General features: G+C 60.6%; 17 protein-coding genes and 1 tRNA gene. 9 read left to right on the top strand and 9 right to left on the bottom strand.

The window, feature by feature from the left end; translation table 11 throughout:
• Window positions 1–146: 146 nt before the first annotated feature.
• Together HG800_RS10490 and HG800_RS10485 are read right to left on the bottom strand one after the other, a co-directional pair.
• Entirely contained in the window at window positions 147–911 is a 765-nt protein-coding gene (locus HG800_RS10490) for a sugar phosphate isomerase/epimerase family protein (protein WP_169976578.1), read from the bottom strand.
• Window positions 912–1155: 244 nt separating this feature from the next.
• Window positions 1156–4938: a hypothetical protein gene (locus HG800_RS10485; RefSeq protein ID WP_169976577.1), complete on the bottom strand. Its 3783-nt coding sequence runs from the start codon at window positions 4936–4938 to the stop codon at window positions 1156–1158.
• Window positions 4939–5266: 328 nt separating this feature from the next.
• Between HG800_RS10485 and HG800_RS10480 the strand changes: the two genes are divergently transcribed.
• Window positions 5267–6451: an alpha/beta hydrolase gene (locus tag HG800_RS10480; protein ID WP_169976576.1), complete on the top strand. Its 1185-nt coding sequence runs from the start codon at window positions 5267–5269 to the stop codon at window positions 6449–6451.
• Window positions 6452–6484: 33 nt separating this feature from the next.
• On the opposite strand, the gene HG800_RS10475 is transcribed toward HG800_RS10480, so the two are convergent.
• Together HG800_RS10475 and nadD are read right to left on the bottom strand one after the other, a co-directional pair.
• Window positions 6485–7681, bottom strand: coding sequence for a baeRF10 domain-containing protein (locus HG800_RS10475; RefSeq protein WP_169976575.1), 1197 nt, complete (start codon window positions 7679–7681; stop codon window positions 6485–6487).
• A gap of 198 nt (window positions 7682–7879) precedes the next feature.
• On the bottom strand, window positions 7880–8491 hold the full coding sequence (nadD, locus tag HG800_RS10470; protein WP_169976574.1) for a nicotinate-nucleotide adenylyltransferase: 612 nt from the start codon (window positions 8489–8491) through the stop codon (window positions 7880–7882).
• 234 nt (window positions 8492–8725) lie between these two features.
• Between nadD and HG800_RS10465 the strand changes: the two genes are divergently transcribed.
• The 3 genes from HG800_RS10465 (at window position 8726) to priA (ending at window position 13252) form a co-directional block, all read left to right on the top strand.
• Entirely contained in the window at window positions 8726–9772 is a 1047-nt protein-coding gene (locus tag HG800_RS10465) for a hypothetical protein (RefSeq protein WP_169976573.1), read from the top strand.
• A gap of 24 nt (window positions 9773–9796) precedes the next feature.
• A complete protein-coding gene (locus tag HG800_RS10460; protein WP_169976572.1) occupies window positions 9797–10819 on the top strand; it encodes a polysaccharide deacetylase family protein in 1023 nt (340 codons plus the stop codon).
• Window positions 10820–10954: 135 nt separating this feature from the next.
• On the top strand, window positions 10955–13252 hold the full coding sequence (priA, locus tag HG800_RS10455; RefSeq protein WP_169976571.1) for a replication restart helicase PriA: 2298 nt from the start codon (window positions 10955–10957) through the stop codon (window positions 13250–13252).
• Between the two features lie 594 nt (window positions 13253–13846).
• Here the strand turns inward: priA and HG800_RS10450 are convergent.
• From HG800_RS10450 to HG800_RS10440, 3 genes are all read right to left on the bottom strand, one after another.
• Complete coding sequence (locus HG800_RS10450; protein ID WP_169976570.1) at window positions 13847–14449, bottom strand: amino acid kinase family protein; 603 nt, start codon at window positions 14447–14449, stop codon at window positions 13847–13849.
• A gap of 86 nt (window positions 14450–14535) precedes the next feature.
• A complete protein-coding gene (locus tag HG800_RS10445; RefSeq protein ID WP_169976569.1) occupies window positions 14536–15582 on the bottom strand; it encodes a hydantoinase/oxoprolinase family protein in 1047 nt (348 codons plus the stop codon).
• A complete protein-coding gene (locus tag HG800_RS10440) occupies window positions 15579–16763 on the bottom strand; it encodes an ATP-grasp domain-containing protein (protein ID WP_169976568.1) in 1185 nt (394 codons plus the stop codon). The genes HG800_RS10445 and HG800_RS10440 overlap by 4 nt, the downstream gene beginning before the upstream one ends.
• Here HG800_RS10440 and HG800_RS10435 point away from each other — a divergent pair.
• Together HG800_RS10435 and HG800_RS10430 are read left to right on the top strand one after the other, a co-directional pair.
• Window positions 16762–17553: a HisA/HisF-related TIM barrel protein gene (locus HG800_RS10435; protein ID WP_169976567.1), complete on the top strand. Its 792-nt coding sequence runs from the start codon at window positions 16762–16764 to the stop codon at window positions 17551–17553. The two genes, HG800_RS10440 and HG800_RS10435, sit on opposite strands and share 2 nt — an antisense overlap.
• Before the next feature lie 144 nt (window positions 17554–17697).
• Window positions 17698–17783, top strand: a tRNA-Leu gene (locus HG800_RS10430).
• Between the two features lie 119 nt (window positions 17784–17902).
• Here HG800_RS10430 and HG800_RS10425 read toward each other — a convergent pair.
• Window positions 17903–18772, bottom strand: coding sequence for an endonuclease/exonuclease/phosphatase family protein (locus tag HG800_RS10425; RefSeq protein WP_169976566.1), 870 nt, complete (start codon window positions 18770–18772; stop codon window positions 17903–17905).
• A 660-nt stretch (window positions 18773–19432) separates the two neighbouring features.
• Here HG800_RS10425 and HG800_RS10420 point away from each other — a divergent pair.
• The 3 genes from HG800_RS10420 to HG800_RS10410 are packed head-to-tail and all read left to right on the top strand — an operon-like array spanning window position 19433 to window position 22679.
• Window positions 19433–20821 (top strand): MFS transporter, encoded by a 1389-nt coding sequence (locus HG800_RS10420; RefSeq protein ID WP_169976565.1) that lies wholly within the window; start codon window positions 19433–19435, stop codon window positions 20819–20821.
• A gap of 30 nt (window positions 20822–20851) precedes the next feature.
• A complete protein-coding gene (locus HG800_RS10415; RefSeq protein WP_169976564.1) occupies window positions 20852–21754 on the top strand; it encodes an amidohydrolase family protein in 903 nt (300 codons plus the stop codon).
• Between the two features lie 13 nt (window positions 21755–21767).
• Window positions 21768–22679: a dihydrodipicolinate synthase family protein gene (locus tag HG800_RS10410; RefSeq protein ID WP_169976563.1), complete on the top strand. Its 912-nt coding sequence runs from the start codon at window positions 21768–21770 to the stop codon at window positions 22677–22679.
• Between the two features lie 30 nt (window positions 22680–22709).
• On the opposite strand, the gene HG800_RS10405 is transcribed toward HG800_RS10410, so the two are convergent.
• Window positions 22710–23603: an acetamidase/formamidase family protein gene (locus HG800_RS10405; protein WP_169976562.1), complete on the bottom strand. Its 894-nt coding sequence runs from the start codon at window positions 23601–23603 to the stop codon at window positions 22710–22712.
• Window positions 23604–23758: the final 155 nt, after the last annotated feature.

Below are 23758 nucleotides of genomic sequence, written 5' to 3'. Positions count from 1 at the left end.
TCGGGGAAATCAGGTCAGGGCGATCATCGCCAAGGAATCGGGGCGGCCATCGACCATTTCGAAACACACCACCCTGTTCGTGCTCCGAATTATAGTCGCCCGAGAACCTCCTCGCCAGGAGCCCCAGTGTTCAACAAGGTGAGTGTTTAAATGAGGCTTTCCAGCAAGAGCTTCATTTTCCGCACTTCCACCTCGACATCGAACGAGCATGTTCCGTGGTTGATCAGGGCAACGGTCAGTGACCGATTGTACCCATGCCGTTCAAGAATCGTAACGATCCTGGCGTAATCAACCTTCCCCTGACCTACCCGGACCTGTTCTTCTCCTGGATTTTTCCCCGTGTCTCGAAAATGAAGATTCTGGACGTAGGGGAACAGATCGTCGTAATTTTTCCCGGCGTGCGGCCCCAGCACATAGTGGCTTGGATCGAGCGTGATCCCTAGTCCGGGGACGGATTGACAAAGGGTGAGCGCCACCGACGGATCCGAGGTCAGGGTCTCACGGTGGGTCCGGACCGAGAGAACCAGGCCCTCCCGATTCGCAACCCGGGCGAGCTCGGACAACCGCTCGATCTCACGTTCCAGTGGCGTATCGATCGGCGCCGCTGGGATCGTCAACACAGCGACGGTCAGCAGTTTCGAGAAACGGCAGATCGCCTCGAACCGTTTCTGGAGTGTTTCCGTGTCGACCGAGCCAAAGTCGAGATCCAGGGCTGAGGGGGAAAGGCTCGGGCCTCTCCTGAGCTGATGTAAGGCGGCATCGGGGTCGGTGGCGACTTCCGATGGGCTGAGGTGAGGACCACCCTCGACCAGAGCCAGGTCGAACTTGTTGAACTCCAATTCGGCAATTTGTCGAAGGGCCGCTTCAAGCGGCCGGTCGGCAAAACAGAGGGTGCTGCATGAGACGAACATTCGAGGCCCTCCTGACCCTCCCTCGGAGTGTGACTTCGCGAGGCGATCTTGGGGAAAACGCGGACATCCCTCGCGGTCGTTCCGGGTCACGCAACGACCCTACGGCCGCTCCGCCTCGGGCCAGAACGCTCCGATCTCCGTGGCGGCGGTTCCCGATTGGTCCAGAATCACCCACTCCCCGAGCGGTCGCGGAGTTGCTCCTCAAGGGATCCTTCGGGATATCCGAACCCGGACGATCGTGATCTTACCGAAGCCGCGACCGGGCGGGTAGATCAGTCGAAACCTCTCCGGCCAGCGGAGCCACAAGGGGGGAAGCATCCAGAGGTTCGATCGGTCCCCCAGCTTTCTCGACCCAGTGAGATCGAGCCAGCCGGGCAAAGTCGGCGTAACGTCCTTCTTCGTATGCCTGAAGCGCCGCAGTCAGACAGCTTCGAGCCTGGGCCAGCCCCGGGCCGGTCAGCGAAAGATCGTCGATCCAGAGCCGTCCCGGACTCCTCAGCTCAAACCGGAGACGGAGCATAGAAACGCCGTCGGCCGGAAGTCCGGGGGCCCGTAAGGCCAAGGCAGTCCAGTCGCTCCGATCCTGCTCGGGAAGGTCTGCGGCGAGGTGAACCGGCGTTGGTGTTCCAGGCTCCGACTCGATCCGGACCCGAATCGCGGCGTCAGGAGGATCGGTTCGCACAAACGCCCTGAGGGTCGCCGCCGGCCCTGGAGGGAAGAAAGCCGGACTGGTCGCTGTGGCAGGTGCCTCCGTGGCATGAAGCCTGAGGGTTCCCTGGCCGGTTCTTGGTCCAATCACATCAATCGCTAACGATGCTCCTGACACCCCTTCGGTCGTCCAGCCGACCAGATCCTGATCCAACTGATCTCCTGAGGAGGCCTGGCGGACAAGCGATTCCGGCTCGAAACCGGGATTCAGGTGCGAGATCGATCCGCCCGAGGCCAGGGATTGGAGCCGTCGAGAAACGGCGGTGCGATGCGCATACCGCCGAGCATCATGACCTGCCGAGACCGAATCGAGGCGGACGCCCGATGCCCCAATCCGCAACGCTTTGATCCCGAACGGCGGAAGATCAAGGGTGACCCGCTGACCTCCAGCGACCAGTTCGACCGGCACGGGGACACCGCGATCCAGGTCTTCGATCAGGGTCGTCGCAGGTGTCCCGATCACCGCGGTCAATCGCGAGACGTAAGGCGTGTCATTCGCAAGGCAAAGATAGGAACGATCGGAGAGCGTCACCAGTCGGGCAACCGTGCCCACCGAGGACGATCCGACAGGGCCGCTTCTGGGTCGTGGGAGGCTCCGAAACACGGTGGCAAAGCGTCGAAAACGATCCTCCTGACTGATCAGCGTGGAGGCCGACACCACAACCCAGCCCACGTCGAGTGCAGCCACCGCATGAGCGAAGACCTCGTCCCCCTCAACCCCCGAAGGAGGGGGTACTGCCGAGAGCTTGAGAGAGAATTGCGGATCCGACGCGACACCTTCCTCTACTCGCTCCTCATCAGCACCGAGCAGCAGCCCTCGACCAGGCCGATTCACCAATTGAGCGTCGAGTGCGGGGTGAGTTGCCAGATCGTGTTCCAACCCACCGACTCCCCCACTCACGCCTCGAAGGAGATAGGGGGAGGGACGATCACCTCCAGGCCAATCGGCCAGATCAAGCCCGAGTGATCTCCAGGCAGCATCCGGAGGCAGTCCATCCCGATCGAAACGGCGGGCCTCGACTCCCACCACGCCATCATCGAGCACCGGAGTGGCAAGCATCACACTGACTCCGGGGCTGGCCTCGGCGATTGCCGCGGCAAGGCTCGAGTAATAGGCCCCGACCTGCCGAGATCGCCAGGTCAACCAGGGAACCAGCGCCGAGCCGGTGAGATACTTGTGTCGAGCAGCGAACCGATCAGGATTGTCTTTGCCCAGGCCAGGGGCCACATCTCCCTTGATTGTATCTCGCACAAATCGAGCGTAGGTCCAATCATCGAAACCCGTATCGGGCCGACCGGGCAGGGTCGGGCCTGGCCCAAGTCGCAGCAAGATTCCATCGCACTGAGGGCCTCGTGGCCCCGCCATTGCGCGAACCGTTTCGATCAATGATTGTGTAAGTGCCCGTTGAACTTCCGGTCTGAGCAGATTGTAGGTCGGTTGATCCGATTCCGAGGCTCCCGATCGGTCAATCCGGACCAACCCCAGTTCCACCGCTCTGGAGTCCTCGGGAGGCGGCAAGCCAGGCAAGGGTCTTCCTTCGACGTCCATCTCAAGGATCACAACCATCTGGTAACGCTTGAGCATCAGCAGAAGAACTCGATCGGGATCGGGCCCAATCGAATCTTCCAACGCCTGTCCTTCCAAGGCGTCTCGGACCCAACCACGTTCTTCTGGAGCGGGGAGCACCACGGCCGAAGCTCCGACCGACTTGAGGTAGGAGATCAAGTGCTGAGCCCGAGCCATGGGATCATCCGGTCCGTGATCATTTGTCCCACCGAACCGTTCGAGATCACGACGTCCGGAAACGCGGACCGCCAACGACCGACCACCATCAGCGGGCGAGCCCATCACGAGAAGCGGAGCGGGGTCGTCGGCCTGTTCGATGAGTTTGACCTCGCCGAGCCAGAGTGGCCGATCGGCCGAGCGATTCACGACGATCAGGACCGGATCGGTCGTATCAGGCCAGACCGACCACGAGCAGACCGCCTGACTCCCAGGACCGACAAGCGGCGGGCCATAGCCTCTTGCATCCAGTAACAATCGGGGACGATTGCCTGGTGCCACGATTGCGACGGAAACCGAAGCGGGATCTCCACTCAGCACCGCCAGATCGAGGCGATGAGGTCGATCCGGATGAGGCACTTTGAGGGGCAAGGCCACCCAGGACACACCGTCAGGACCAGCAGGGTCCAGGGGACGATTTTCAGAACCCACTCTGCCCACCAGGCTCCAGAGACGCTCCCGACGAGGTGGATCAACCAGCAATTCTCCCGGCACATTCCAAGGTGCATCCGTTGCCGACGACTCCGTCGCGAGCCGCCCCTCCGCTCGGGGTCGCAGTCCCTTCGTCCGACCCAGATCGGCCGAATCGACAACCATGTCGAGCTGGTCCGCTCCCTGACGCTGAGGAGGTTGCAAAGCTCCCCCTTCCGCCGGCTCAACCCTGGAATTGAGGACCGAAAGGCTAAGACGTCGATAAGCGACATCGGTCGAACGATTTCGCAGCCGTCGCCACCATCGACTCAATCGACTTCCATCAACATTCAGGTCACGAGGCGTCCAGGATGCAGTGACTTCAAGAAGGTAGGTCCCCTCATCAAGCGGCACGGCGACGTTGAGAATCTGCGGGACCGGTCGGGGCAGGTTTGTCGAGAGCACCAGCCGCCGTGACTCTTCCCAAAGGATCCGATCCGATCGAACCGGTCGGAGCCGAACCGAGAGCAGGAGCGAGACCTCTGTCGGCTCAGGAGTGAGGACATTCACCCTGACGTTTATCGGAACAATGGCTCCCGAGGTCACGACCCCATCTCCGGGCAGTCCAACCTCCAGTCCATCCCAATCCAATCGACGGGCCTCAAGGAAGATTCCTGACTCCAGAATCGAGCGTTGTGGACCATCGAGGAAGGCGATGAGAGGAACCGTCCAACTCCCTTCGGCCGGGGTCACAATGGTCAGCAACGATTCAATCGGTGCTTCGATCCGTAACCTCGCCCGTCCGATCGGGTTCGACCCCAGGCTGATCGCCCCATTCTTCAGACGATCAAGGCGTCGAGCCGTGTGATCGAGGGGGAGAGAAGTCGTGTCTGACCAGGCAAGAGCATCGACAATTGTCCCAGACGAGAGCTCGACAACTGTACCAGGCGATTCCTCTTTCACTGCGCGTCCGACATCCTCGTCGGCAGGTCGCCAGCTGAGTTCGAGGGTCATCCGGACCGGTGGCGAATCGGCCAAAAGAGGGCCGGGAACGAGAAAACTCAGCAGCAGCACACCCAGGACGAGGCTGAGACCATCCCAGGAAACGTGCCGGTCGCCACGCATCCGCACTCCAGGTTCGCAGACGGAAGAAGCCCTGGACTCGCCTCCCTGCCAGTCCAGCGTTCTTCCAAGAAATTCCAGTTTCAAGAACTGCTCGATTCCAGGAAATCGCAAAGAAATGCATCGGTCGGTCAGATCGTCCGACTTGAGAGGATTGACGGAATTTTTGATTTTTTCCTGTGATTCGTCGATCCCATCTTTCGGAATTTCCCCAAAACGGCTATGCAAGAGACCCTTGCCGGAACCCTGGGGAGGCGGTCGAGCCTCCGGTCAGGTTTCGGAACCGTGCGAAATGCCGTTTCCCGTTCGTCGACACCAAGGAGGGTTTGACGTGGGATCAGCACTGGTACTCTTGCTGGCCGGGATCTTGCCGCTCCCCGAATTCCCGCTTGACCAGCCACTCGCCGAGAAGACCACAAAGCGCTCGCCTCACGCTGCGATGCTCGCGCTGAGTTACGGCGAGGGGCCGCGCTCCTACTGGATCTTCGAGCCGACCGATCCTACACCCTCAAAGCCAGCCCCAGTCGTCGTTCTGTTGCACGGTTGGATGTCGACGAATCCCGGTCTCTACGGGGCCTGGATTGCTCACCTGACCAGTCGTGGAAACATCGTCATTTATCCAAGGTATCAGCAGGACTGGACCACGCGGCCGGCTGAGTTCTTACCCAATGCGCTCGACGCCATTCGCAAGGCGCTTGTCGTGCTCGATACCGCACCAAACCGAGCACGACCGGACCGGAACCGCTTCGCCCTGATTGGGCACTCGGCTGGGGGCAATCTGGCAGCACAACTCGCAGCGATGGCCGACGAGGTTGGACTGCCGGAACCCAAGGCACTCGTCACGGTCCTACCGGGAGAAGTCCTTCCTTCCAGCGAGCCGGCACTGGATCGAATTCCCGAGTCAACTGCTCTGGTCGTGATCGCGGCCCAGGAGGACATGGTCGTCGGCGACGAACGAGCGCGGTCGATCTTCGAAACCGCAACGTCCATCCCCAATGATCATAAACAGTACATCTTTCTGCGGAGCGATCGTTCGGTGGCTCCCGCGCTTGTCGCCGATCATGCGGCCGCCACGGCTTCACTCAGCTGGCTTGATACGGGGGAAGGCCCCTTTCATTCGATGCAGATGAACCTTGCCACTGTCGATCGACTCGACACGGCGATCATCTGGCCCGCGGCTGATCTGGCCATGGAGGCCGGGTTTTCGGGCCGACGACTCGATGAACTCACCCGCTCAGGAACCCGTTTCCAGCAGGTTGGGCACCGCGAGGATGGATTGCCGATCCGGCCGCCGCTGGTTTCGAACACCTTGACAAGCATCCCTCGGGTCACGTTGGCCAATGGCGTCCGACTGGTTCGCTGGCCTTCCTCGGTCTTCGATCCCGTCTCACGGCCGGTTGTTCGACTCAATTCCCGTCGAGCGGAACCGACCCGAGTGCCGCTGACCGAAGACCTTGCTCCCGTTGATGCCGTGATTCAGGCCGCTTCCGAGTCTCGAGGAGAGGTGGTTCGATAAGCACCTCTCCCACGTCTCCCGTCGATCGCCTTCTCAAGCCCGGACCGGTTCCGAAGGGGTCCAGTTCGCCTCGGCTCGAAGGAAAGCGGCGACCCCGTTGGCTCGCTCCATCGGATCGGGGGCCCGTTCTCCCGGACGTCCGAGCAAATGGACACGAGCGACTGGCTGACGGACCGCCATGCGAAGAATCTCCTGCACTGCGTTCACGTTAATTGTCCGACCATTGCAGTAAACGCACTGGGCTGTCGGTGCTCCGAATCGATAGCCGCAGGATGAACAACGCGCACCGGGCATGGTCCGGTCCGGACCGATAATCACCTCGACGGCTCGTCCCTGTTGTAGGGCGTCAAGCACCTCAGTCGGACCGTTGGCGACCAGATGGCCTTGCTCCCATCGCTGCTTCAATTCGTCGAGAATTCGTCCTCGCTCAGCGGCCCTCCATTGATCCATTGCCCGCGACACATCCCCCTCGACATCTTTAACCTTTGGCTCCGGCTTCATGGATTGTGCGTGTTCAAGGACCACCGCAGTATCAGCCTCCTTGTGGAGCAAGCGGCGGATGGCTGAGGTCGTGGGTGCCTGACCGAGCAAAATGAGACCCGTAAATGCACCGGCGCGGTAGTGGTCCGAGATCAGATCGGCGGCTCCCTTGAGGAACTGATCGTTCGTCAATTGCTGCTGCCGTTCGTGCCAGGTGTCGAGAAAACGCTTCTTGTAGGTAAATCGCGGCTTGTCGCGTTGGATCTCGACAGGGACTTCCTTGTTCAGCCCGGTGACATGTTCGGCGTGCCCCGAGTGGGCCTCGAAGAGATGCAGTTCGTGAGAGTCAATCAAAGCAACCAGATAGCTCGGATCACCGAACCAACGCTCCAGCAACGGCATGACGAACGGGTCTTCATCCAGCACCAGCTTGTTTTCGACCGGAAAGTGGAGCGGAATCACGTGGAAGAGTCCTCGCCCCGGAGCGCTAAACGCGGCCAGTCCCTTGGCTCCCGGCTTGGTCTGTTCGACTTCCTTGAGTATCGGTCCGACGTGCTCGTCCAGGACCTTGCGCGCCTCGGCTTCCGAGAGTGCCGTGTCGGCAGCGCGTGCGATGTTTGCTAATTCCGTGCTGGCAAAGTGTCGGAATCCATCGCGGACGGTCAGGTCCGCATAGGCACTGACGACATAGTTGAGCTGCTGCGGTGTATCGAGCAGAATTTCCAAGTCGTCTCGGGTGATTGGCATCATCGCAGTCAATCCTCTCGCAAAGGGGGCCCCAGCGCCCCAACGTGAGCGATCGGGCACAGGGCTCGGCCGCCCGCAGAGTTTGAGTCTGATCCCATCAACCCGTCCAAATAGGTCCGGGATTAGGATCGTCACGACCATTGCGATTTTTGCTGCAAATCAGTTGCCATGACGAGCGATGAACCCCAAATTCTCAGGAACTCATTCCGGTCTCCTCCGGTACAGGTTTCGCGCCTTGATGAATGCTTCAACCCCACGAGGAACGAGGTAACGGATGCTTCTGCCCTCAGCGACCCGCCGCCTCAGGTCTCGTGAGGCAATTTCGATCTGAGGAGCATTGACCCGTTCGATGGGTCGGGCCCGCGGAGCCCGTTCGAGGATCGGTCGCATCTGGTCGGCCGAAGGCTCGGCGAAACCCGCCCGCCCCACCGCGACCACCGTGGCCAATTCCATCACGAGCCCAGGCTCCCGCCAGGTCGGCAAATCAACCAGGCTGTCGCCTCCAATCAAAAAAAACAAATGATCGTCGGGCCGATCGCGGGCAGTGGCTTCGAGGGTTTGATAGGTGTAGTGGGGTCCTGGCGAATTCGCCTCGACCTCCGAGACGGTAAAGTTCGGGTGCCCGGCAATGGCGATCCGGACCATCTCGATCCGATCCGCCACCGCCGTTCGATCGCCGCCCTTGTGAGGGGGCTGGCCGGCAACGACAAACCAGACCTCATCCAGCGCCAACGCTTCCCGGCACGACTCGGCAAGGATCAGATGACCCAGGTGGATCGGATCGAAGGTGCCGCCGAACAAACCTAATCGCATCAGTCCACCGCTCCCAAAGGTCCGGCCGTTCGCCGGGGTAAGGGCTGGCCTCGGGTCGGGTCGGGCCGTCACACTAAGGGAAATTCCGGGTCCTCCCCAGTTCGGCCGACCCCTCCGTCGGTCGATTATGGCGGGGCGACTGGCCCAGGAAAAGGGCAGGGACACCCGCCGTCGTGATCGGCGGCTTGAACCGTCGTTGATCGGTAAGGAATCTGGGGCGAAGGCAACGAAGCGATGACCGATGAGATTCGAGCGATCGCCCCAGAGGATGTTCCCTCGTTGTCTCAGTTTTTGACCGAGGCATTCGGGGTCTCGTCCGATGCGACTTTTGCCGCTCCGGACATCCTCAGGTGGAAGTTGTTCGACCCGATGGGGGGGCCGCCGGAACTTCCCTCCGGACTTGTCGCCATTAAGGGTGGACAGATCGTCGGCTCGATCGGCCTGCATCCGACCACCATCCTTCAGGCGGGAACAGGAGTCGCACCAAAGAAGATCCCCGCCATTCACCCGATCGACTGGGTCGTCTCCGAGTCTGGGGTCGGGATGGGAGCCCGGTTGCTCATGCGGGTTCACCGGATGGCAAAGGTCCACCTCGCGATCGGCCTGACTCCGTCGTCGACTGCTATGGGCCAGCGGACCGGGTACGTGATCCGGCAGCAGATTCCCGTCTGGCGTCGCCTCCTGAAACCCTGGTATCGACTCCGCAATCGGAGCGGCGGCGGATGGGCGAGACGTGTTCTCGGCTCGACCAGAGATGCCGCCGGGATGCTCCGCCTGCGTCGGTCGCCGATCACTCACGTTGCTCTGGAATCGGTCTCCGAGTTCGGCCACGATGCCGAAGCGGTCATCGAGCGACTGGCCATGCCGCTCTGCTTCACCCGCCGTGACCCGTCGCTCCTGAATCACTTCCTCCGGTTCCCTCGCCCCTGGTTCGAAGGCTGGATGATCCGTCGCGGAGGATCGGTCCGGGGATTCCTGATCCTGAGTGTCCTTCCACAACCCTTGGTGACGCGGGGAAAGATCGTCGATTGTTTTCTTGATGATCCTGATCCCGATCTCTGGCTGGCGAGTATCCAGGCCGCCACCGAGGAGCTGAGACGCCGTGGGGCCGACCTCGCGGAGTGCTTCGCCACGACCCCCTGGATTACCGAGGCCCTCCGGAATTCCGGCTATCGAGCCGTCTTCGAGATCCCGTGCTACGTCCGGGATCGCTCGGGATTGATCCCGCAGGGGCTTCCCTTTCATCTGACCCAGCTTGAAGCGGACTACGCGTACACCTGATCGAAGCGCCTTGGAACGGTCGTCATGCTTAACAAACGTCGATTTCTGGCTCACCGAATGAGGGATCTTGGTCTGCTTCGTGCGATGGAGCAGCTTTCCCGACACCCTTGTCTGCTTGTGCTGGCATACCATCGGATCGGGGATCCCGCCCTTACGCCGGACTACGGGCCGGTGTTCTCGGCAACTCCCGAGGACTTTCAAGCCCAGATCAAGGGGATTCAGCGGGCCTTCCGGCTGCTCTCGCCGGCTGAGTTGATCGACATGGCCTCCGGTGAGGTCCCCCTCACCGAACCGTGCGCCGCAATAACCTTTGACGACGGCTACCGCGATCAGTTCGACCATGCCTTGCCCGCGCTTACCAGGGCCGGAGCCTCGGCCATCTTCTTCATTCCTCCGGACCTGATCGACCACCCCCGGCCGTTCTGGTGGGATCTCGTCTCTCGGATCATCCGGCAGACCGACCGGGATCGTCTGGAACTGGATGAGCCGGCCCGACTGACCATCGACCTGACCCGAACACGTCGCGACGAGGCCCTCGCCCTCGTGGTCCGCGCCTGCCTCGCCGCTCGCCGGCTCGACGAGCATCGTCTGGCCGAGCACCTGCAGGAACGGGCCGGTGTTCGGCTCGACCTCGATGCCCTCGGCCGATCGGCGATGATGACCTGGGATCAGGTTCAAGCCCTGGCCGAGGCGGGCATGGGGGTCGGCTCCCACGGTCAGACCCATCGCAGGCTGGCCGATCTGGACGAGTCGGAACAGTCGGAGGAGCTGATCCGTTCGAAGCAATTGCTGGAGTCCAGGCTGGGCCGACCGGCCGATGCCATTTCGTATCCTTATGGAAAATACGGGGATTACGACGATCGGACGTGCCGAATCGCACGAGAGGCCGGATACCGGGCCGGCTTTACCTTCGGAGGTCGTTCGAATCGTCCCGGTTCGAATCGCCCCTACGAGGTGGCCCGGATTAACGTCGGATCGGCCGACTCTCCCTCGATGGTCCGGGCCAGACTGGCGCTTGACCGAGCCTTCGGTCGATCGTTCATCTAGGAATCTCCTTGTTGCCGGGGTGTGGACATCCGCCCAGCATTCTGCCGACAATAAGAGGGAATGTTCTGGGAGATCGTGTGCTTGATCCGGTGCGTCCGGTTCCGGCTCGTCCCAAGCCTTCCAAAGCGGATCGCCATGCCCCGCACTGACGCCAACGACCAAAGCCAGGGTGCCCTGTTTGCCGTCGAGACCGAGGGGCCGTTTGCGGGTGTCGTGTTCAACCGGCCGATGGAGGAGGTCTACTCGTATGCAATCCCCCGTCACCTGAGGCAGAGCTTGAGGGTCGGGCAGCGAGTCCGGGTCCCCCTTGGACGATCGAATCAAGGGGTTACGGCCTATGTCGTTCGGATTGAGCCGACGGCCAATGTGGCGCCAGGGAAGGTCAAGGAGGTGCTGGAGATCCTGGACGACCCGCCCTTGATCGACGGCGTGATGCTCGACCTGACGCACTGGATGGCGGGCTATTACTCCTGTTCCTGGGGCCAGGCGCTCGATGCGGTGGTGCCGGCCGGCGTGAAAAAACAGGCGGGGACCCGGATCGCGACCTGCCTGACCGTCCCGGACGAGGTCCGCCTGGCCCGAGACACCCTGGCCTTGCCGCCTCGGCAGGCTGAGATCCTGGAACTGCTCTGCAAGTCCGAAGGGACGCTGTCGGTTGCCGATGTCTGCCGAATGGCCAAGTGCACCACCGCGCCGATTGCGTCGTTGCGCAAGCGAGGCTTGATTCACACGGTTCGACGCCGGATGAGCCGAGCTCCGGTGGCCAGTCCGCTCGATCCGGAGCCTTCGAACGACGACCACGACGGCAAGGCCCCGATCGCGCTGACCCCTGAGCAGGCGAGGGTGCTCGATCAGCTTGATCCAGTGCTCGGAAGCGACAGCTTTCAGACGTTCCTGCTTCATGGTGTCACCGGCAGCGGAAAAACCGAGGTCTATCTGAGTGCGATTGAGCGGGTGGTGGAGCGAGGGCGAGAGGCGATTGTCCTTGTCCCTGAGATCAGCCTGACGCCGCAAACGATCCGACGCTTTCGACGCCGGTTCGACCGAGTGGCGGTTCTGCACAGCCACCTGAGCGACGCCGAGCGGCACCGGCACTGGCGAGCGATCGCCGCGGGAGAGATCCAGGTGGTCGTCGGCGCCCGGTCGGCGATCTTCGCGCCGACACGGAAGCTGGGGTTGATCGTCATTGATGAGGAACATGAATCGACCTTCAAGCAAGAAACAACGCCTCGCTATCATGCTCGGGATGTGGCGGTAAAGCGCGCTCAACTGGAAAAGGTGCCGGTGGTCCTGGGATCGGCCACGCCGTCGCTCGAAACCTGGGCCAACACCGAGCGAGGGAGATACACCCGGTTGACGCTCGCTCGACGGGTTGCCGAGCGGAGGATGCCTCGGGTCGACATCATCGACATGAGGCACGAGAAGCCGACCAAGGGGCAGCCCTTGCTGGCAATCGGCGGCTTGATGCGACGGGCGATGAGCGAGGCCCTGGCCGATGATGGGCAGGTGATCCTTTTGCTCAACCGCCGGGGGTTCCACACGTTCATCCTCTGCCCGAAGTGCGGCAACGTTTTGAAGTGCGGGGCCTGCGACGTGGCCTTGACCCACCACAAGGAGCGGCACAAGGCTCTGTGCCATACCTGTGACGCGGAATATGACCCACCGGACACTTGCCCATCGTGCCGGTACCATCGGCTCCATTACGGGGGCATCGGCACGGAGCGGCTGGAGCGAGAGGTTCGAGAGGCCTTTCCGCAACATGTCGTCCGGCGAATGGATTCAGACACGATGCGATCACCAGGGGCCTATGAGCAGGTGCTCGGAGCCTTTCGAGCCAGGCAGGTGCACATTCTGCTGGGGACTCAGATGATCGCCAAGGGGCTCGACTTCCCAGACGTGACGTTAGTGGGGGTGGTCAACGCCGATACATCGCTCCATCTGCCGGATTTCCGAGCGGCTGAGCGAACGTTTCAGCTCGTCGCCCAGGTGGCCGGACGGACGGGCAGGGGGGATCGTCCCGGGCGGGTCCTCGTGCAGACGTATACGCCAGATGCTCCCGCAATTGCCTTCGCGGCTCGGCACGATTACCTCGGGTTCGTGGCCCAGGAGCTTCCCGAACGGGAGAAGAACGGCACCCCGCCGTTCGGTCGGGTCGTCCGATTGATCGCCAGGGGGCCGTCGGAGGCGGAGGTGGTCGGCTACCTCGAATCGTTCGCTCACCTGCTTCGGGAACTGGGGGAGGATTCCGTCCGTTTGCTTGGCCCGGCCCCGGCGCCGGTGATGAAGATCAAGCACCTCTTCCGATACCATCTCCGGCTTCAGGCTCCGGCTCCGGGGCCACTTCAGCGACTCCTCCGTGTGGCCTTGCCTCTGGCCGACCCTCCTCAGCCGATCGAGCTGGCGGTGGATGTGGATCCGGTCAGCCTCCTCTGAGGCGCCCTGGTGCGCTGGGGTGCGCCAATGGGTGCGCGAACCAGTGGCCATCGTGGATTGCGTTATTCCCGATACCGCAATGGCTTCGGTCGCGGTGTTTGGCTTCGTTCCGTTCCTTCCGCGTTGTGTCGGAGTGAGCCAAAGGGAAGAGCTCGGTGGAGCTGAGGCCAAGGGAACAAAGACGGATCGAACGGGGGGGTTCGCCCCACCATCGCGGCGGGGTGCGCCGAGGGTGTGCGGAAGGGTGCGCTCAATTCGAAAGGACGCATTGAACCGCAATCACAGATCTCGCCTTGAAGTTGGGGCAATCGGCGCGGCTTCGTTCCGTCATTGCGGCGAATTCTGAAGCCTCTGGACCAATAGGATTGATTCGGGCGACCGACTCAACCGTTCGAGACGGAATTCGGATCATCGTCAAGGCTGAGGCGCAGGATCGCTCGCTTGTGTCCGAGCATCTGGGGGATCGAGGGGTTCAACTCGCAAGAGGATGTCAAAGAGCGGATCGCGGCATGACAGTATTCTCTGAATTTAAAGGGGGGTCAGTCACACAAAATGAGAATCAAGAGTGAATGGCAACGCCCTGGCTGTTGCGGATCAACGAAGGACCGTCTCCTGCAATCGGGCATCTCGGAGGTTCATCAGGCTGACATGGGGGATGCCTCGGCAGGCGGCAGGGAAAAAGGGATCGACGAGCCCGAGGGTGGCAGCCCGTGATCGGTCGATCGGGAGTGGGGCGTCAGTGCTTTTCAGCAAGACGAGCAGTTCGGCACCGAGAGCGGTGGCGATCCGGGCGGCGATGGAGTCGGAGGTGACGCTCCAGCAGTGAGGGAGAGGGTCAGCGGTCTTTCGATCCTCCTGATCCAGAAACACGCGGGGGGCGAAGACAGGTATGGCGTTGCGGTTCCAGAGACTCGGCACGTCGGTCATCGCATCGGCGACGACGAGCCCCGGGAGAATCGCGGCGAGGCAGTGGGCGGTCAGGTCCATCGCCCGAAGTGCAAGGTGATGGGACACTTCCTCGCCGAGGGCGTGCGTCTGGTCAAGCGATCGAATCACATCAACACTCTCACCTCCCCCGACCACAAGGAGATGGCGATGACGACGGTTTCGATCGAGAAACGTCGCGAGGGCCTCGGGAAGGCCGCTCCAGTTGAGCAGACTTCCGCCGACCTTTGCGACGAGGAGGGAAGGGGGCATCGGGGGCCAGGTGCTTGATGATCGGGATCGAGCCTGGGTTGACAGACTCGGACCGTGAGCTTGCTGAAAACGGGCTCGATTTCGGTTCAAGCCGGTTCGAGCCTCGCTCGTTCTCCGGCCAGGACCACGAGAGAATAGGCACATCCGGCATGAGAGGCGAGGGGTCCCCAGACGTCGTCGAGAGCCAGGATCGGATCGCCGGGTTCGATGAGTCGTTGAGCGAGTCGGCGGGCGAGGAACGATCCGGAGCCACAGACAACCGCGCCGCGAGGTGAGCCGATTGTTGAGTCGCACGCACGATTCGCGGAGCGTTGGAGCCGAGAGAGGAGTGCGTGGTCGGCTGCTTGGGCGAGGGAGAGTGCGTCTTCGATCGAGAAGGTGTCGCGATCGGCGGCCACCATTCGGGCAAGGCGGTCGCGGGCGGCTTCGACCGTGGCGGGACGACCATCGCAGGTGGAGAGGTCGGTCGGATTGGAGGGAATGTCGCCGAGGGTCAGGTAGACGTCGAGTGTCGAGGCGAACATCTCGGCAGCCAGGCCAGTTGGTCTGCCTTGGTGGGGAAGTTCGGTTGCGAGGGCCATGATTGGGGTTCGACGAACACCGGCGTAGAGAAGCTCTCCGGTCTGGAGGCGTCGGGTATCGGTGAGCCCGCGGGTGGTGGGAGTTCCATCCTGCAAGGGAATGAGATCGGCGGTGGTGGAGCCAATGTCGATGAGGATGCCTGGTCCCTCGGGAAGCAATCGGGCGGCGAGGGTCGCCAGGGCCAGCCAGTTGGCCGCAGCGGCGAGGTCGGGATGGAGGACGGCAGTCTCAATGTCGTGGAAAGCGGCGTCGGTTCCCCAAACGTGAATCGGTTTACCGGGGAAGGCTTTCCAGACGGCGCCGAGGACTGCGGCGACCCCTTCGGATTTGGTCGCGAAGCAGTCGCACAATTCGGCGGTCATGGTGACGGCGACGGCATGGGCCTCGGGCATGACGCGACCGAGGCGAGCGAGGGTTGTGGGTAAGTCGGAAGGGCGTTTCCAGACCTCGAAGGGAAGGATCTGGGCCGGGCCGCTGGTGTGGGCGGCCTTGATATTCGCGCCACCGATGTCGAGTCCAAGCCAGAGAGGTCGGGAGTCTCCGGTGCTCATGGTCCGGCTCCATCCCGGAGAGAGGAGAGTGTGCCGTCGGGGTCGAACGAGACCGAGTCTCCGCCAGCCGATCGGACGAGGTCAGACAAGAGGTCGGGCAGGGGACTGAGCGGATCGTCGAACAGCCCAAGCCATGCATTGGCCAGCATACCGGGAGGGAGCAAGGCAAGAAAGCCAACAATGGAGGTGGTGGGCCTGGGGTTGACTTCCAGGACGATCGGTTCGCCCTGTCCGTCGTCGATCCAGTCAATACCGACCCACCCTCGAAGCCCTGGCAAGGCCTCGACCACCTGATCGACCATCCGCTTCACGGCGGGGCTCGCCGGTAGTGGAACCGTGCCTCCGGCATACGCCATCCGGCCTCGATCGACGGTGATTCGCTGGGAGGCACAGCCGATGAGCGAGGGCCGGCCGAGGCTCGAAACCAGGATCGAGGTGCTTCGATGTTTCCCGTCGATCCAGGGCTGAAGGACCGCGACTTCGGGCCTCCAGGCCGGATCGGGCCAGGAAACCTCACCGGCCAGCACGTACGAATGCGTCGCCCCCGCACCATCGACGGGTTTGAGCACTCCTGGATGTTCAATCGCTTCGTCGGACGCGCGATGGGGCGGGCAATCGATCAAGGGTTCGGGGACTTCCACGAAGGGGCAGACCCGGGCAAGCTCGGACAAGGGGAAGGTCAGGCGTCTGGGCCAGCCCTGTCGAGGGGAGACGACGCGGGTCGGAGGAATGCGTACTCCAGCGTCTCGCAACCGATCGAGAGTCAGCAGCACATTGCCTGCCACAGCGACCCCTTCGGAGGTGCACCCGAGGGATCGGACGCCAATCTGATCGAGCATTCGGACTCGATCGAACAAAAATCCTCCGGTCTCGGGAGCGATGATCAGGGTACAATCGACCTCAGTCGCAAGCTCAGCGACGCGAGACAGTTCCTGGCCGGGACGGATCCGGACGAGCTTCCAGGGTCCCGAGGCGTCTGAGTGGGGCTCACGGAAGTCGACCGTGGTGAGGACCCGAACCCCAGGCACGCTGGCAAAATCGCTGGCGAGGGCTCGCCGCATGGCGCGGCCTTCGCGAGCGAGCGACGACGGTAGATCGTCGTCGGCCAGACCGCCGCCAGTCACAAATTCGTGAATCAGAACCGTGCGATCCGAACCTAGCCCGGAATCCCCAACTCCCATGCGGGTTATCCCTGTTCTCGACCTCAAGGCCGGATTGGCAGTTGCCGCGATTGCCGGAGAGCGCGACCGCTACGGCTTGCTTCGAGGTACTCCGGAAGGTTGCAACCCGCTTGCCTGGGCACGACGATTCCGGGATCAGATGGCCGATGCCCGTCTGACCGATCCACCGACATTGTATGTGGCGGACCTCGACGCGATCGAGGGGCAACCGCCTCACCTGGAATTGTTCTCCAGCCTGGCCGGGCTGGACCTATTGCTCTGGGTCGATGCGGGGGTCCGTACGGCGGATGACGTTCCGCAACTGCTTGCCGCCGGGGTGGATACGATCATCGTCGGGCTTGAGACCGTATCCGGCCCCGACGCACTCGCCGCCATCCTGGACGACGCGGGAAGTCAGCGTGTTTGCTTCGGACTCGATCTGAAGAATCAACGGCCTATGGGTGATCCGAAGGCCTCGTGGGGCACCGACGACCCGTTCAGGCTTGTCCGTCGCGCGATCGACCTGGGAGTCCAAAAAGTGCTGGTCCTCGACCTCGCACGCATCGGGACGGGAACGGGTACCGGAACCGAATCCTTGATCTCGGCCATCCGCCAGGAGTCTCCGACCTCTCTAGAGTTGATCGCTGGGGGAGGCGTTTCTGGGCTCTCGGATCTGCATCGGCTTGACCAGGCCCGAGTGGATGCCGTTCTGGTCGGCTCGGCCCTTCGAGACGGCCGTCTCCGCTTCACCGACCTTCGCCCGAGGAATTCCATTGGCCCCGAGCCTCCCTCTTCAAGACCAGCTCCCTAACCCGTTTTCCGGAAACAATTTCCGCATGATTCTTTTTGTTCTTGAGCCGACTGTCTTGCTTCCGACCCTTCAACCTCGCTAGAATGCTCTGGTGATGTGAGTTGGTTACCAACTGCTTGGGAATCGTGTCACATCCAATCCACAGCCGAAGTGGCGGAATTGGCAGACGCGCTAGGTTCAGGTCCTAGTCCGGTTCACCCCGGGTGGAGGTTCGAGTCCTCTCTTCGGCACTTCCAGCATAGGGCTTACGGCGATTGGCCGTGAGCCCTTTTTTTATCACCCTCGAACGCCTGGAAATTGAGGGTGAGTTGGACCAGATCTGTTGGTGAGCCGTGGCTGATCGTCTCTGTCACTCAGAAGGGAGAGTGAGAATGGCGGTTACGGGGAAATGATCTGAGGGAGTGCGGCCGTTCCGCGCGCTACGATCGATCGCGGCGGAACGGATCTTCCAGTCGTCCGAGCAGGCGATCCAGTCGATTCGGGGGCCTCGACTCGCATCAGCCCGGAAGCCGGAGTACGTGCCTTCGTCGGAGCGGTGTTCGGGGTGCGCGGCCCGATAAGTATCGATCAGATTGGGACCGGTGTCGGAGTCCTCGACGAAGATTGCCTGATAGGGTGGGCTTCCTTCGGCACAGTTGAAGTCGCCGGTCACCACGACGCGAGCGATGGGGGCGAGCTTGGCGATCATGCGTCGGAGCAGCCGGGCCGATTCCAGTCGGGCCATCTCGCCGCGATGGTCGAAATGGGTGTTGAACAGGGCAACCGGGAGCGAGTCTGCGTTCTGGAGGTCTCGAAGCTTCAACCAGGTGACCATCCGAGGCAGAGAGCTGTCCCAACTCGTGCTGCCGGGCTGATCGGGGGTTTCGCTCAGCCAGAAGTGACCGCTGTCGATCACCTGGAAGCGATCGGTTCGGTAGAACACCGCCATCATCTCCCCTTGCTCACGTCCGTCGTCGCGACCTGCGGAGAACGATGAGTACTCGGGGAGCTTTGTTGCCAGAAAATCGCGCTGGAACGCAAGGGTCTCCTGAGTGCCAAGCAGATCGGGTGAGAAGGTCTTGATCGTCTCGATGACCAAGTCCTTGCGGTGTTCCCAGGCGTCTTTGCCATCCCCGGCGGTGCCGTATCGAATGTTGAAGCTCATCACCCGCATTTCGGGGGGCTCGTCGAGCGGGCCTGTCATGAAACTGATGACAAGGACAATCAAGGGAAGGCTCATGGGTACTCCGAATGAATCGTATGGGAAACCCCGGTAGGGTGGTGTGAGACGTCATCGAGTGTTGCCGAGCATATCAACCTTTTTCCATCGGTGGTACGACCTTCTGCCTTCGAAGATGTCACTCATTTCAACGATGGGGTGGTGAGGCTTTCCACAGTCGATCTCTTTTCGCCGGGTCGGAGTTGTCGCAACGGCATCTGGAATCTATGGTTGCAGGCGAATCATTCGATGCGAATGAAAGAAACATTGTGAATGATAGGCCAACTCATCATCCGCTATTCGATACAAAATCGGCCGACTTGAACACGGTGTCTGAGAAGGACGTGCGGTGAATGAAGGCTGAGTTTCTGCGGATCGGGTTCTCAACCGATCGAGAACCCGATGTTGGCCTTCGCGGGATTCGGGAGTGTCGTCTTCGTTGCTCGACTGGTCAGCGTGACTGGAGGGGAACGTGCAACTGGAGCGGGTGAGGAGTTGCAGAGACCGAGTCCAGATCGGGGAAAGTCAGACTTCAAGGCCCGGCAGCGCCTTGACACGGTGTCGGAGACGATGAACGATCCATCCTACTTTTGCAGGCTCGCTCGATCCTCATCGAGCAGGAGCGAGTCCAAGTGAAGGATCTGTTGTGCATTCAAAAATTCGATCACAAACGAACATTCCATGAATCAACCGATAAGTAGTCCGCTTGATTCTGGGTTTGAGCGTCCGAGCCGAGTGCGTTACGTGGTCTTGCTGGCGCTCGCGATGGCGGCGGTGATCTCGTATCTCTCTCGGGTTGCGCTGGCTCCGGCGGCCTCGACGATTCAGGCAGAAATGGGCCTGGACGATCGGGAAATGGGTTACGTGCTGGGAGGATTTTTCCTCGGTTACCTGTGGGCTCAAGTACCAGGTGGATGGCTAGGAGATCGACTGGGGGCACGACGGGGTCTTGCCCTTTTGAGCATGCTTTGGTCAGTCGCAACGATCGGAACCGCACTTGCCGATTCTGCCACAGCACTCTGGTGGACCCGAGCGGCCGTCGGGTTCGCACAGGGGGGATTGTTTCCCATATCAGCGAAGGTCATCACTGCCTGGTTTCCGGTTGATCGACGCGGGATTGCGGGAGCTGTCCCAACCGCTTGCATGTCAGTCGGATCCGTGCTTGCCAGTGGCCTCACGGTGGTCTTGATCCCCGCAATCGGCTGGAGAGGAGTTTTTCATGGGTATGCTGTGCTGGGAATCGTCTGGGCGGTAGTGTTTGCGCTTTGGTATCGGAACACTCCGCAAGAACATCAGGGGACCAATCAAGCGGAGAGGGACTTGATTCTTGGACACCAGGGATCAGGGGCGGGCGGCGTGAATGGGAATCACGAAAGAGGATACAACGCTGAAGAAACCGCGATTCAGGATCGAGACATCTCGACGGGAACCGCGCTCGCGAGGATGGCGATCCGTCCGGGAATGTGGGCGTTTTGTGGGCAATCGCTTTTCCGAGCGTTTGGATATGCATTTTTTATCACATGGTTTCCTGCCTATTTGGAGCGAAGCCGAGGGTTGCAACTCAAAGATGCTGGAATGTTGACTATGGGACCATTGTTTGGGGTCGTGGTAGGCAGTTTTCTGGGTGGATATCTGGTGGACATGATTCTGAAACGGACGGGGAATTGCTGGCTCAGCCGGAGTGGACTGTCAGCGGGGGCGCTTCTTGTCTGTAGTCTGACCATGCTTGCCGCAACATTGATCCGCGATCCTATGGGGGCGGTTCTGTTGATTACGGTCGGAACCCTGTTTTTCGGCATCACCGGCCCAACAACTTGGGCCACAACCATGGATATTGCGGGGAGCCACACCGCGATTGTTTTTGCGGTTATGAATATGGCGGGAAATTTTGGTGCTATGGCGTGCCCTGTTGTGGTCGGTTATCTGTTCGAGGAGATCCAAGAATCGGGCGCCAACTGGGAACTCGTCCTCTACCTGTTTTCCGTGGTGTATCTTGCCGGTGCGGTTTGCTGGCTTGTGCTTGACCCAAGGCGCTCCGTTGTCAACCGCGCCTGGAGGAAGACGAACTAAGGGCTCTGGTCACAAGACGTAGGAGGGCTCATGCTTGTCGATATTCACACCAATCTTTGCTGGTATCCGGATCATCTCTCCGAGGAGTTCGTGCGGGCGGGCCTCGCAGCCAAAAAGGCAAAGATGCGGATGACGTCCGATGTGTATTTCGCCGGAAGTGAGCAGGAGGCAAACAACGCCTTCGACTCGACGCCCGAGACACTTCTCGAAGCGACGAAGGAGTGCGACCGCGTTGTGGTGTTCGGAATCAAGGCGCCTTACACAGGCTTCGATGTACCCCAGACCGTGATTGCCGACTTTGTCCGACAGCACCCGGATCGGTTTATCGGCTGGTGTTCCGTCGACCCGAACGATGCCGATTGTGTGGAACAACTCGTCTATTACGTCGAAGATCTGGGACTACGAGGATTGAAACTCGGACCGATCTATCAGAATTTCGATCCACAGGATCCGAAGCATCTCCCATTATTTCGCAAGGCTCAGGATCTGGGGATTCCGGTCATCTGGCACCAGGGAACGTCATTTGTGCGTCAAGGACCCCTGAAGTACTCGAATCCGATTCTCCTGGAAGATATTGCCATTGCTTGTCCAGATTTGACCATGATCATCGCTCACATGGGTCATCCATGGGAAGTCGAATGTATCGCCTTGATTCGGAAACATCCGAATCTCTATGCTGATATCTCGGCGCTTCACTATCGTCCCTTACGACATTATCAGGCGTTCATTACCGCGCTGGAGTATGGGGTCGAACGGAAATTGTTGTTCGGATCCGACTTTCCTTCAGCAACCCCAACTCAGGTCATTGCCGGATTGCACAAAGTGAACGCGATTGTTGAGGGAACAAAGATGCCTCGATTTCCCGACGAGGCGATCCACCAGATTCTGTATGAGAACTGGAAGCAGGTTCTCTCACTGAGCGAAACAACGTAAAGGATATCTACATATGGAACTCGATCTTGAGCTCCTCTCAACCGTTCAATTGGTTCCACCGAGCCCGTTTTCGCAGAATGGGCAAGAACTTCTGCCAGAGGTGCTTGAGGACTTCCTTAGAGAGGTCCATCGTCACGGGATTCGAGTCGTTCTTCCAGGAGCAGGAACGGGAGAATTTCATTCGCTCTCGTCGACAGAGGTCGTCTCCTGTGTTCGAGCAACACGGAACGCCATTGGTCGAGAGGGGATCGTCGTGGCTCCAATCGGCCTGGGAGTGAGCCATGCGCTCGAAACGGGGAAGGGGGCAATCGAAGTTGGCGCAGACGCATTACTGATCATGCCCCCCGTTCATCCTTATCTGAGTGATGAAGGGGTTCGAGACTATTTTCAATATCTTATGAAGAGGCTTCCAAAGCCATTCCTTGTCTACAAGAAGGGGCCGTACCCCAGTGACACCCTGCTTGAGGAACTCGGAGAAACTGATCAATTCATTGGGGTGAAATACGCAGTGAATGATCTGGATGCCTTTACCCGGTTCGCGTCAAGGGTTGAGGGGCGAATGGGTCTGTACTGTGGGACCGCAGAGCGATTCGCGCCGTTTTTTCACCTGGCAGGGGCTACAGGATATACATCCGGAGCCGGGAATCTCTGTCCTCGCCTGACGCTCGCATTGCACGAAGCACTTTCGGAACATCGATTTCAGGATGCAATGCGATTACTCTCCATTCTCCGTCCCATTGAAGATGCCCGAGCTCGTTCTTCGGATTCGTATAACATCTCGTTGTTAAAAGCTGGTCTTCGTCTCCTAGGGCGAGACTTCGGTCCGCCACGACCTCCCCAACGCCAATTGACCGACGAGGAAGTTCGAGAGATCAAGAAGTTTTTGGAACCAATCCTTGAGGCCGAGGCGGCCCTCGGCCGTTGAATTACCAAACCCACCCGCACTCAGAATCGTTCACGAAAGGGTTCCGTTCAGATAGCGTCGTTCGATCTTGGCCGCGACGGTCCCGATTCCATAATATCCGACTGAGATTTTCGCGACATGCGTCAAGAGATCGTACGCGCGCCATCGATCCCATCCGAACTCCGATTCCATCCAGAGAATCAGGTATGCAAATGCCTGGGCAAGGGAACGCTCCATCGGCGCACCACTGGCAACGGCCATGATTTCCGAAGGAGATTCGATCCGAGGGCCGGGAATCGTTTGCCCTTTGCGAAGGTTCACAGTGAGGGTAGTTTCTGCCGGCATCTCCAGACCGGTTGCCGAGAGTTCTCCGTGACCCATCGCGGCATGAGCATCTCCGAGCGAGAGGAGGCCTCCTGGAACGAATACGGGTAAGAGGATGGTATTACCTGGGCAGGTTTCGATGAGATCCATGTTGCCGCCATGCGGACCTGCCGGTGCGGTTGTCGGAGATCCCCAGTCCGGCGCCGTTCCAAGACACCCGAGCATTGGGGTGTAGGGAATGGTGATGGTGTCGCTCCAGTAGATCAGATCATCACGGATGGGACAAACATGCGTCCCGTGTGGACAGTCGCTTCCGAGCCACTCACAGAGTTGTTTCGGGTCGGCGGTTCTCGTGGCACACTGGCCGATGGTGGGACGGATTTGGTGGATGGTCACCGCCAGGGAATCGCCTGGTGCCGCACCTTCGATCCAGATTGGTCCAGTGAGAGGATTGCTGTAAGGCATTGCTTCCTTGTCGCGGCGATCGGCATTGGTCCGGATCTGACCCGAGAGGGCATCCTCCGACGCCACCACCAGCGTTTCGCCAGGGGCAATGCGAAGCCGTGGTTGGTGATGACGGCTAAATTCATAGTACAGCGGGCCAATCGGTAAGTGTTTCACGAGACTCCTCAATCAGGATGAACGCCGAAGCTTCAACGGCATAGACTGCCATTTGCGATCAGCATAGCAAGGCTTCGTCGCGAATGCCGCAATCAACCCACTGGATGTCTCGTCGAGACCATCGTACGATTCCGTTTTGGGTCGTCGTTCGAGAA

It is taken from the genome of Tautonia rosea (genome assembly GCF_012958305.1).
Classification (GTDB): domain Bacteria; phylum Planctomycetota; class Planctomycetia; order Isosphaerales; family Isosphaeraceae; genus Tautonia; species Tautonia rosea.
Note: the sequence above shows the minus strand (reverse complement) of the source record. Positions and strands in the feature narration are given on the sequence as shown.

Bases quoted from the DNA above. Each gene is read 5' to 3' on its own strand.
- HG800_RS10420 (WP_169976565.1), top strand. From the start codon at position 19,433: ATGAATCAACCGATAAGTAGTCCGCTTGATTCTGGGTTTGAGCGTCCG.
- HG800_RS10410 (WP_169976563.1), top strand. From the start codon at position 21,768: ATGGAACTCGATCTTGAGCTCCTCTCAACCGTTCAATTGGTTCCACCG.
- HG800_RS10435 (WP_169976567.1), top strand. From the start codon at position 16,762: ATGCGGGTTATCCCTGTTCTCGACCTCAAGGCCGGATTGGCAGTTGCC.
- HG800_RS10485 (WP_169976577.1), bottom strand. From the start codon at position 4,938: ATGCGTGGCGACCGGCACGTTTCCTGGGATGGTCTCAGCCTCGTCCTG.
- HG800_RS10450 (WP_169976570.1), bottom strand. From the start codon at position 14,449: ATGCCCCCTTCCCTCCTCGTCGCAAAGGTCGGCGGAAGTCTGCTCAAC.
- HG800_RS10425 (WP_169976566.1), bottom strand. From the start codon at position 18,772: ATGAGCCTTCCCTTGATTGTCCTTGTCATCAGTTTCATGACAGGCCCG.
- HG800_RS10465 (WP_169976573.1), top strand. From the start codon at position 8,726: ATGACCGATGAGATTCGAGCGATCGCCCCAGAGGATGTTCCCTCGTTG.
- HG800_RS10475 (WP_169976575.1), bottom strand. From the start codon at position 7,681: ATGATGCCAATCACCCGAGACGACTTGGAAATTCTGCTCGATACACCG.
- HG800_RS10445 (WP_169976569.1), bottom strand. From the start codon at position 15,582: ATGAGCACCGGAGACTCCCGACCTCTCTGGCTTGGACTCGACATCGGT.
- priA (WP_169976571.1), top strand. From the start codon at position 10,955: ATGCCCCGCACTGACGCCAACGACCAAAGCCAGGGTGCCCTGTTTGCC.
- HG800_RS10460 (WP_169976572.1), top strand. From the start codon at position 9,797: ATGCTTAACAAACGTCGATTTCTGGCTCACCGAATGAGGGATCTTGGT.
- nadD (WP_169976574.1), bottom strand. From the start codon at position 8,491: ATGCGATTAGGTTTGTTCGGCGGCACCTTCGATCCGATCCACCTGGGT.
- HG800_RS10440 (WP_169976568.1), bottom strand. From the start codon at position 16,763: ATGGGAGTTGGGGATTCCGGGCTAGGTTCGGATCGCACGGTTCTGATT.
- HG800_RS10415 (WP_169976564.1), top strand. From the start codon at position 20,852: ATGCTTGTCGATATTCACACCAATCTTTGCTGGTATCCGGATCATCTC.
- HG800_RS10490 (WP_169976578.1), bottom strand. From the start codon at position 911: ATGTTCGTCTCATGCAGCACCCTCTGTTTTGCCGACCGGCCGCTTGAA.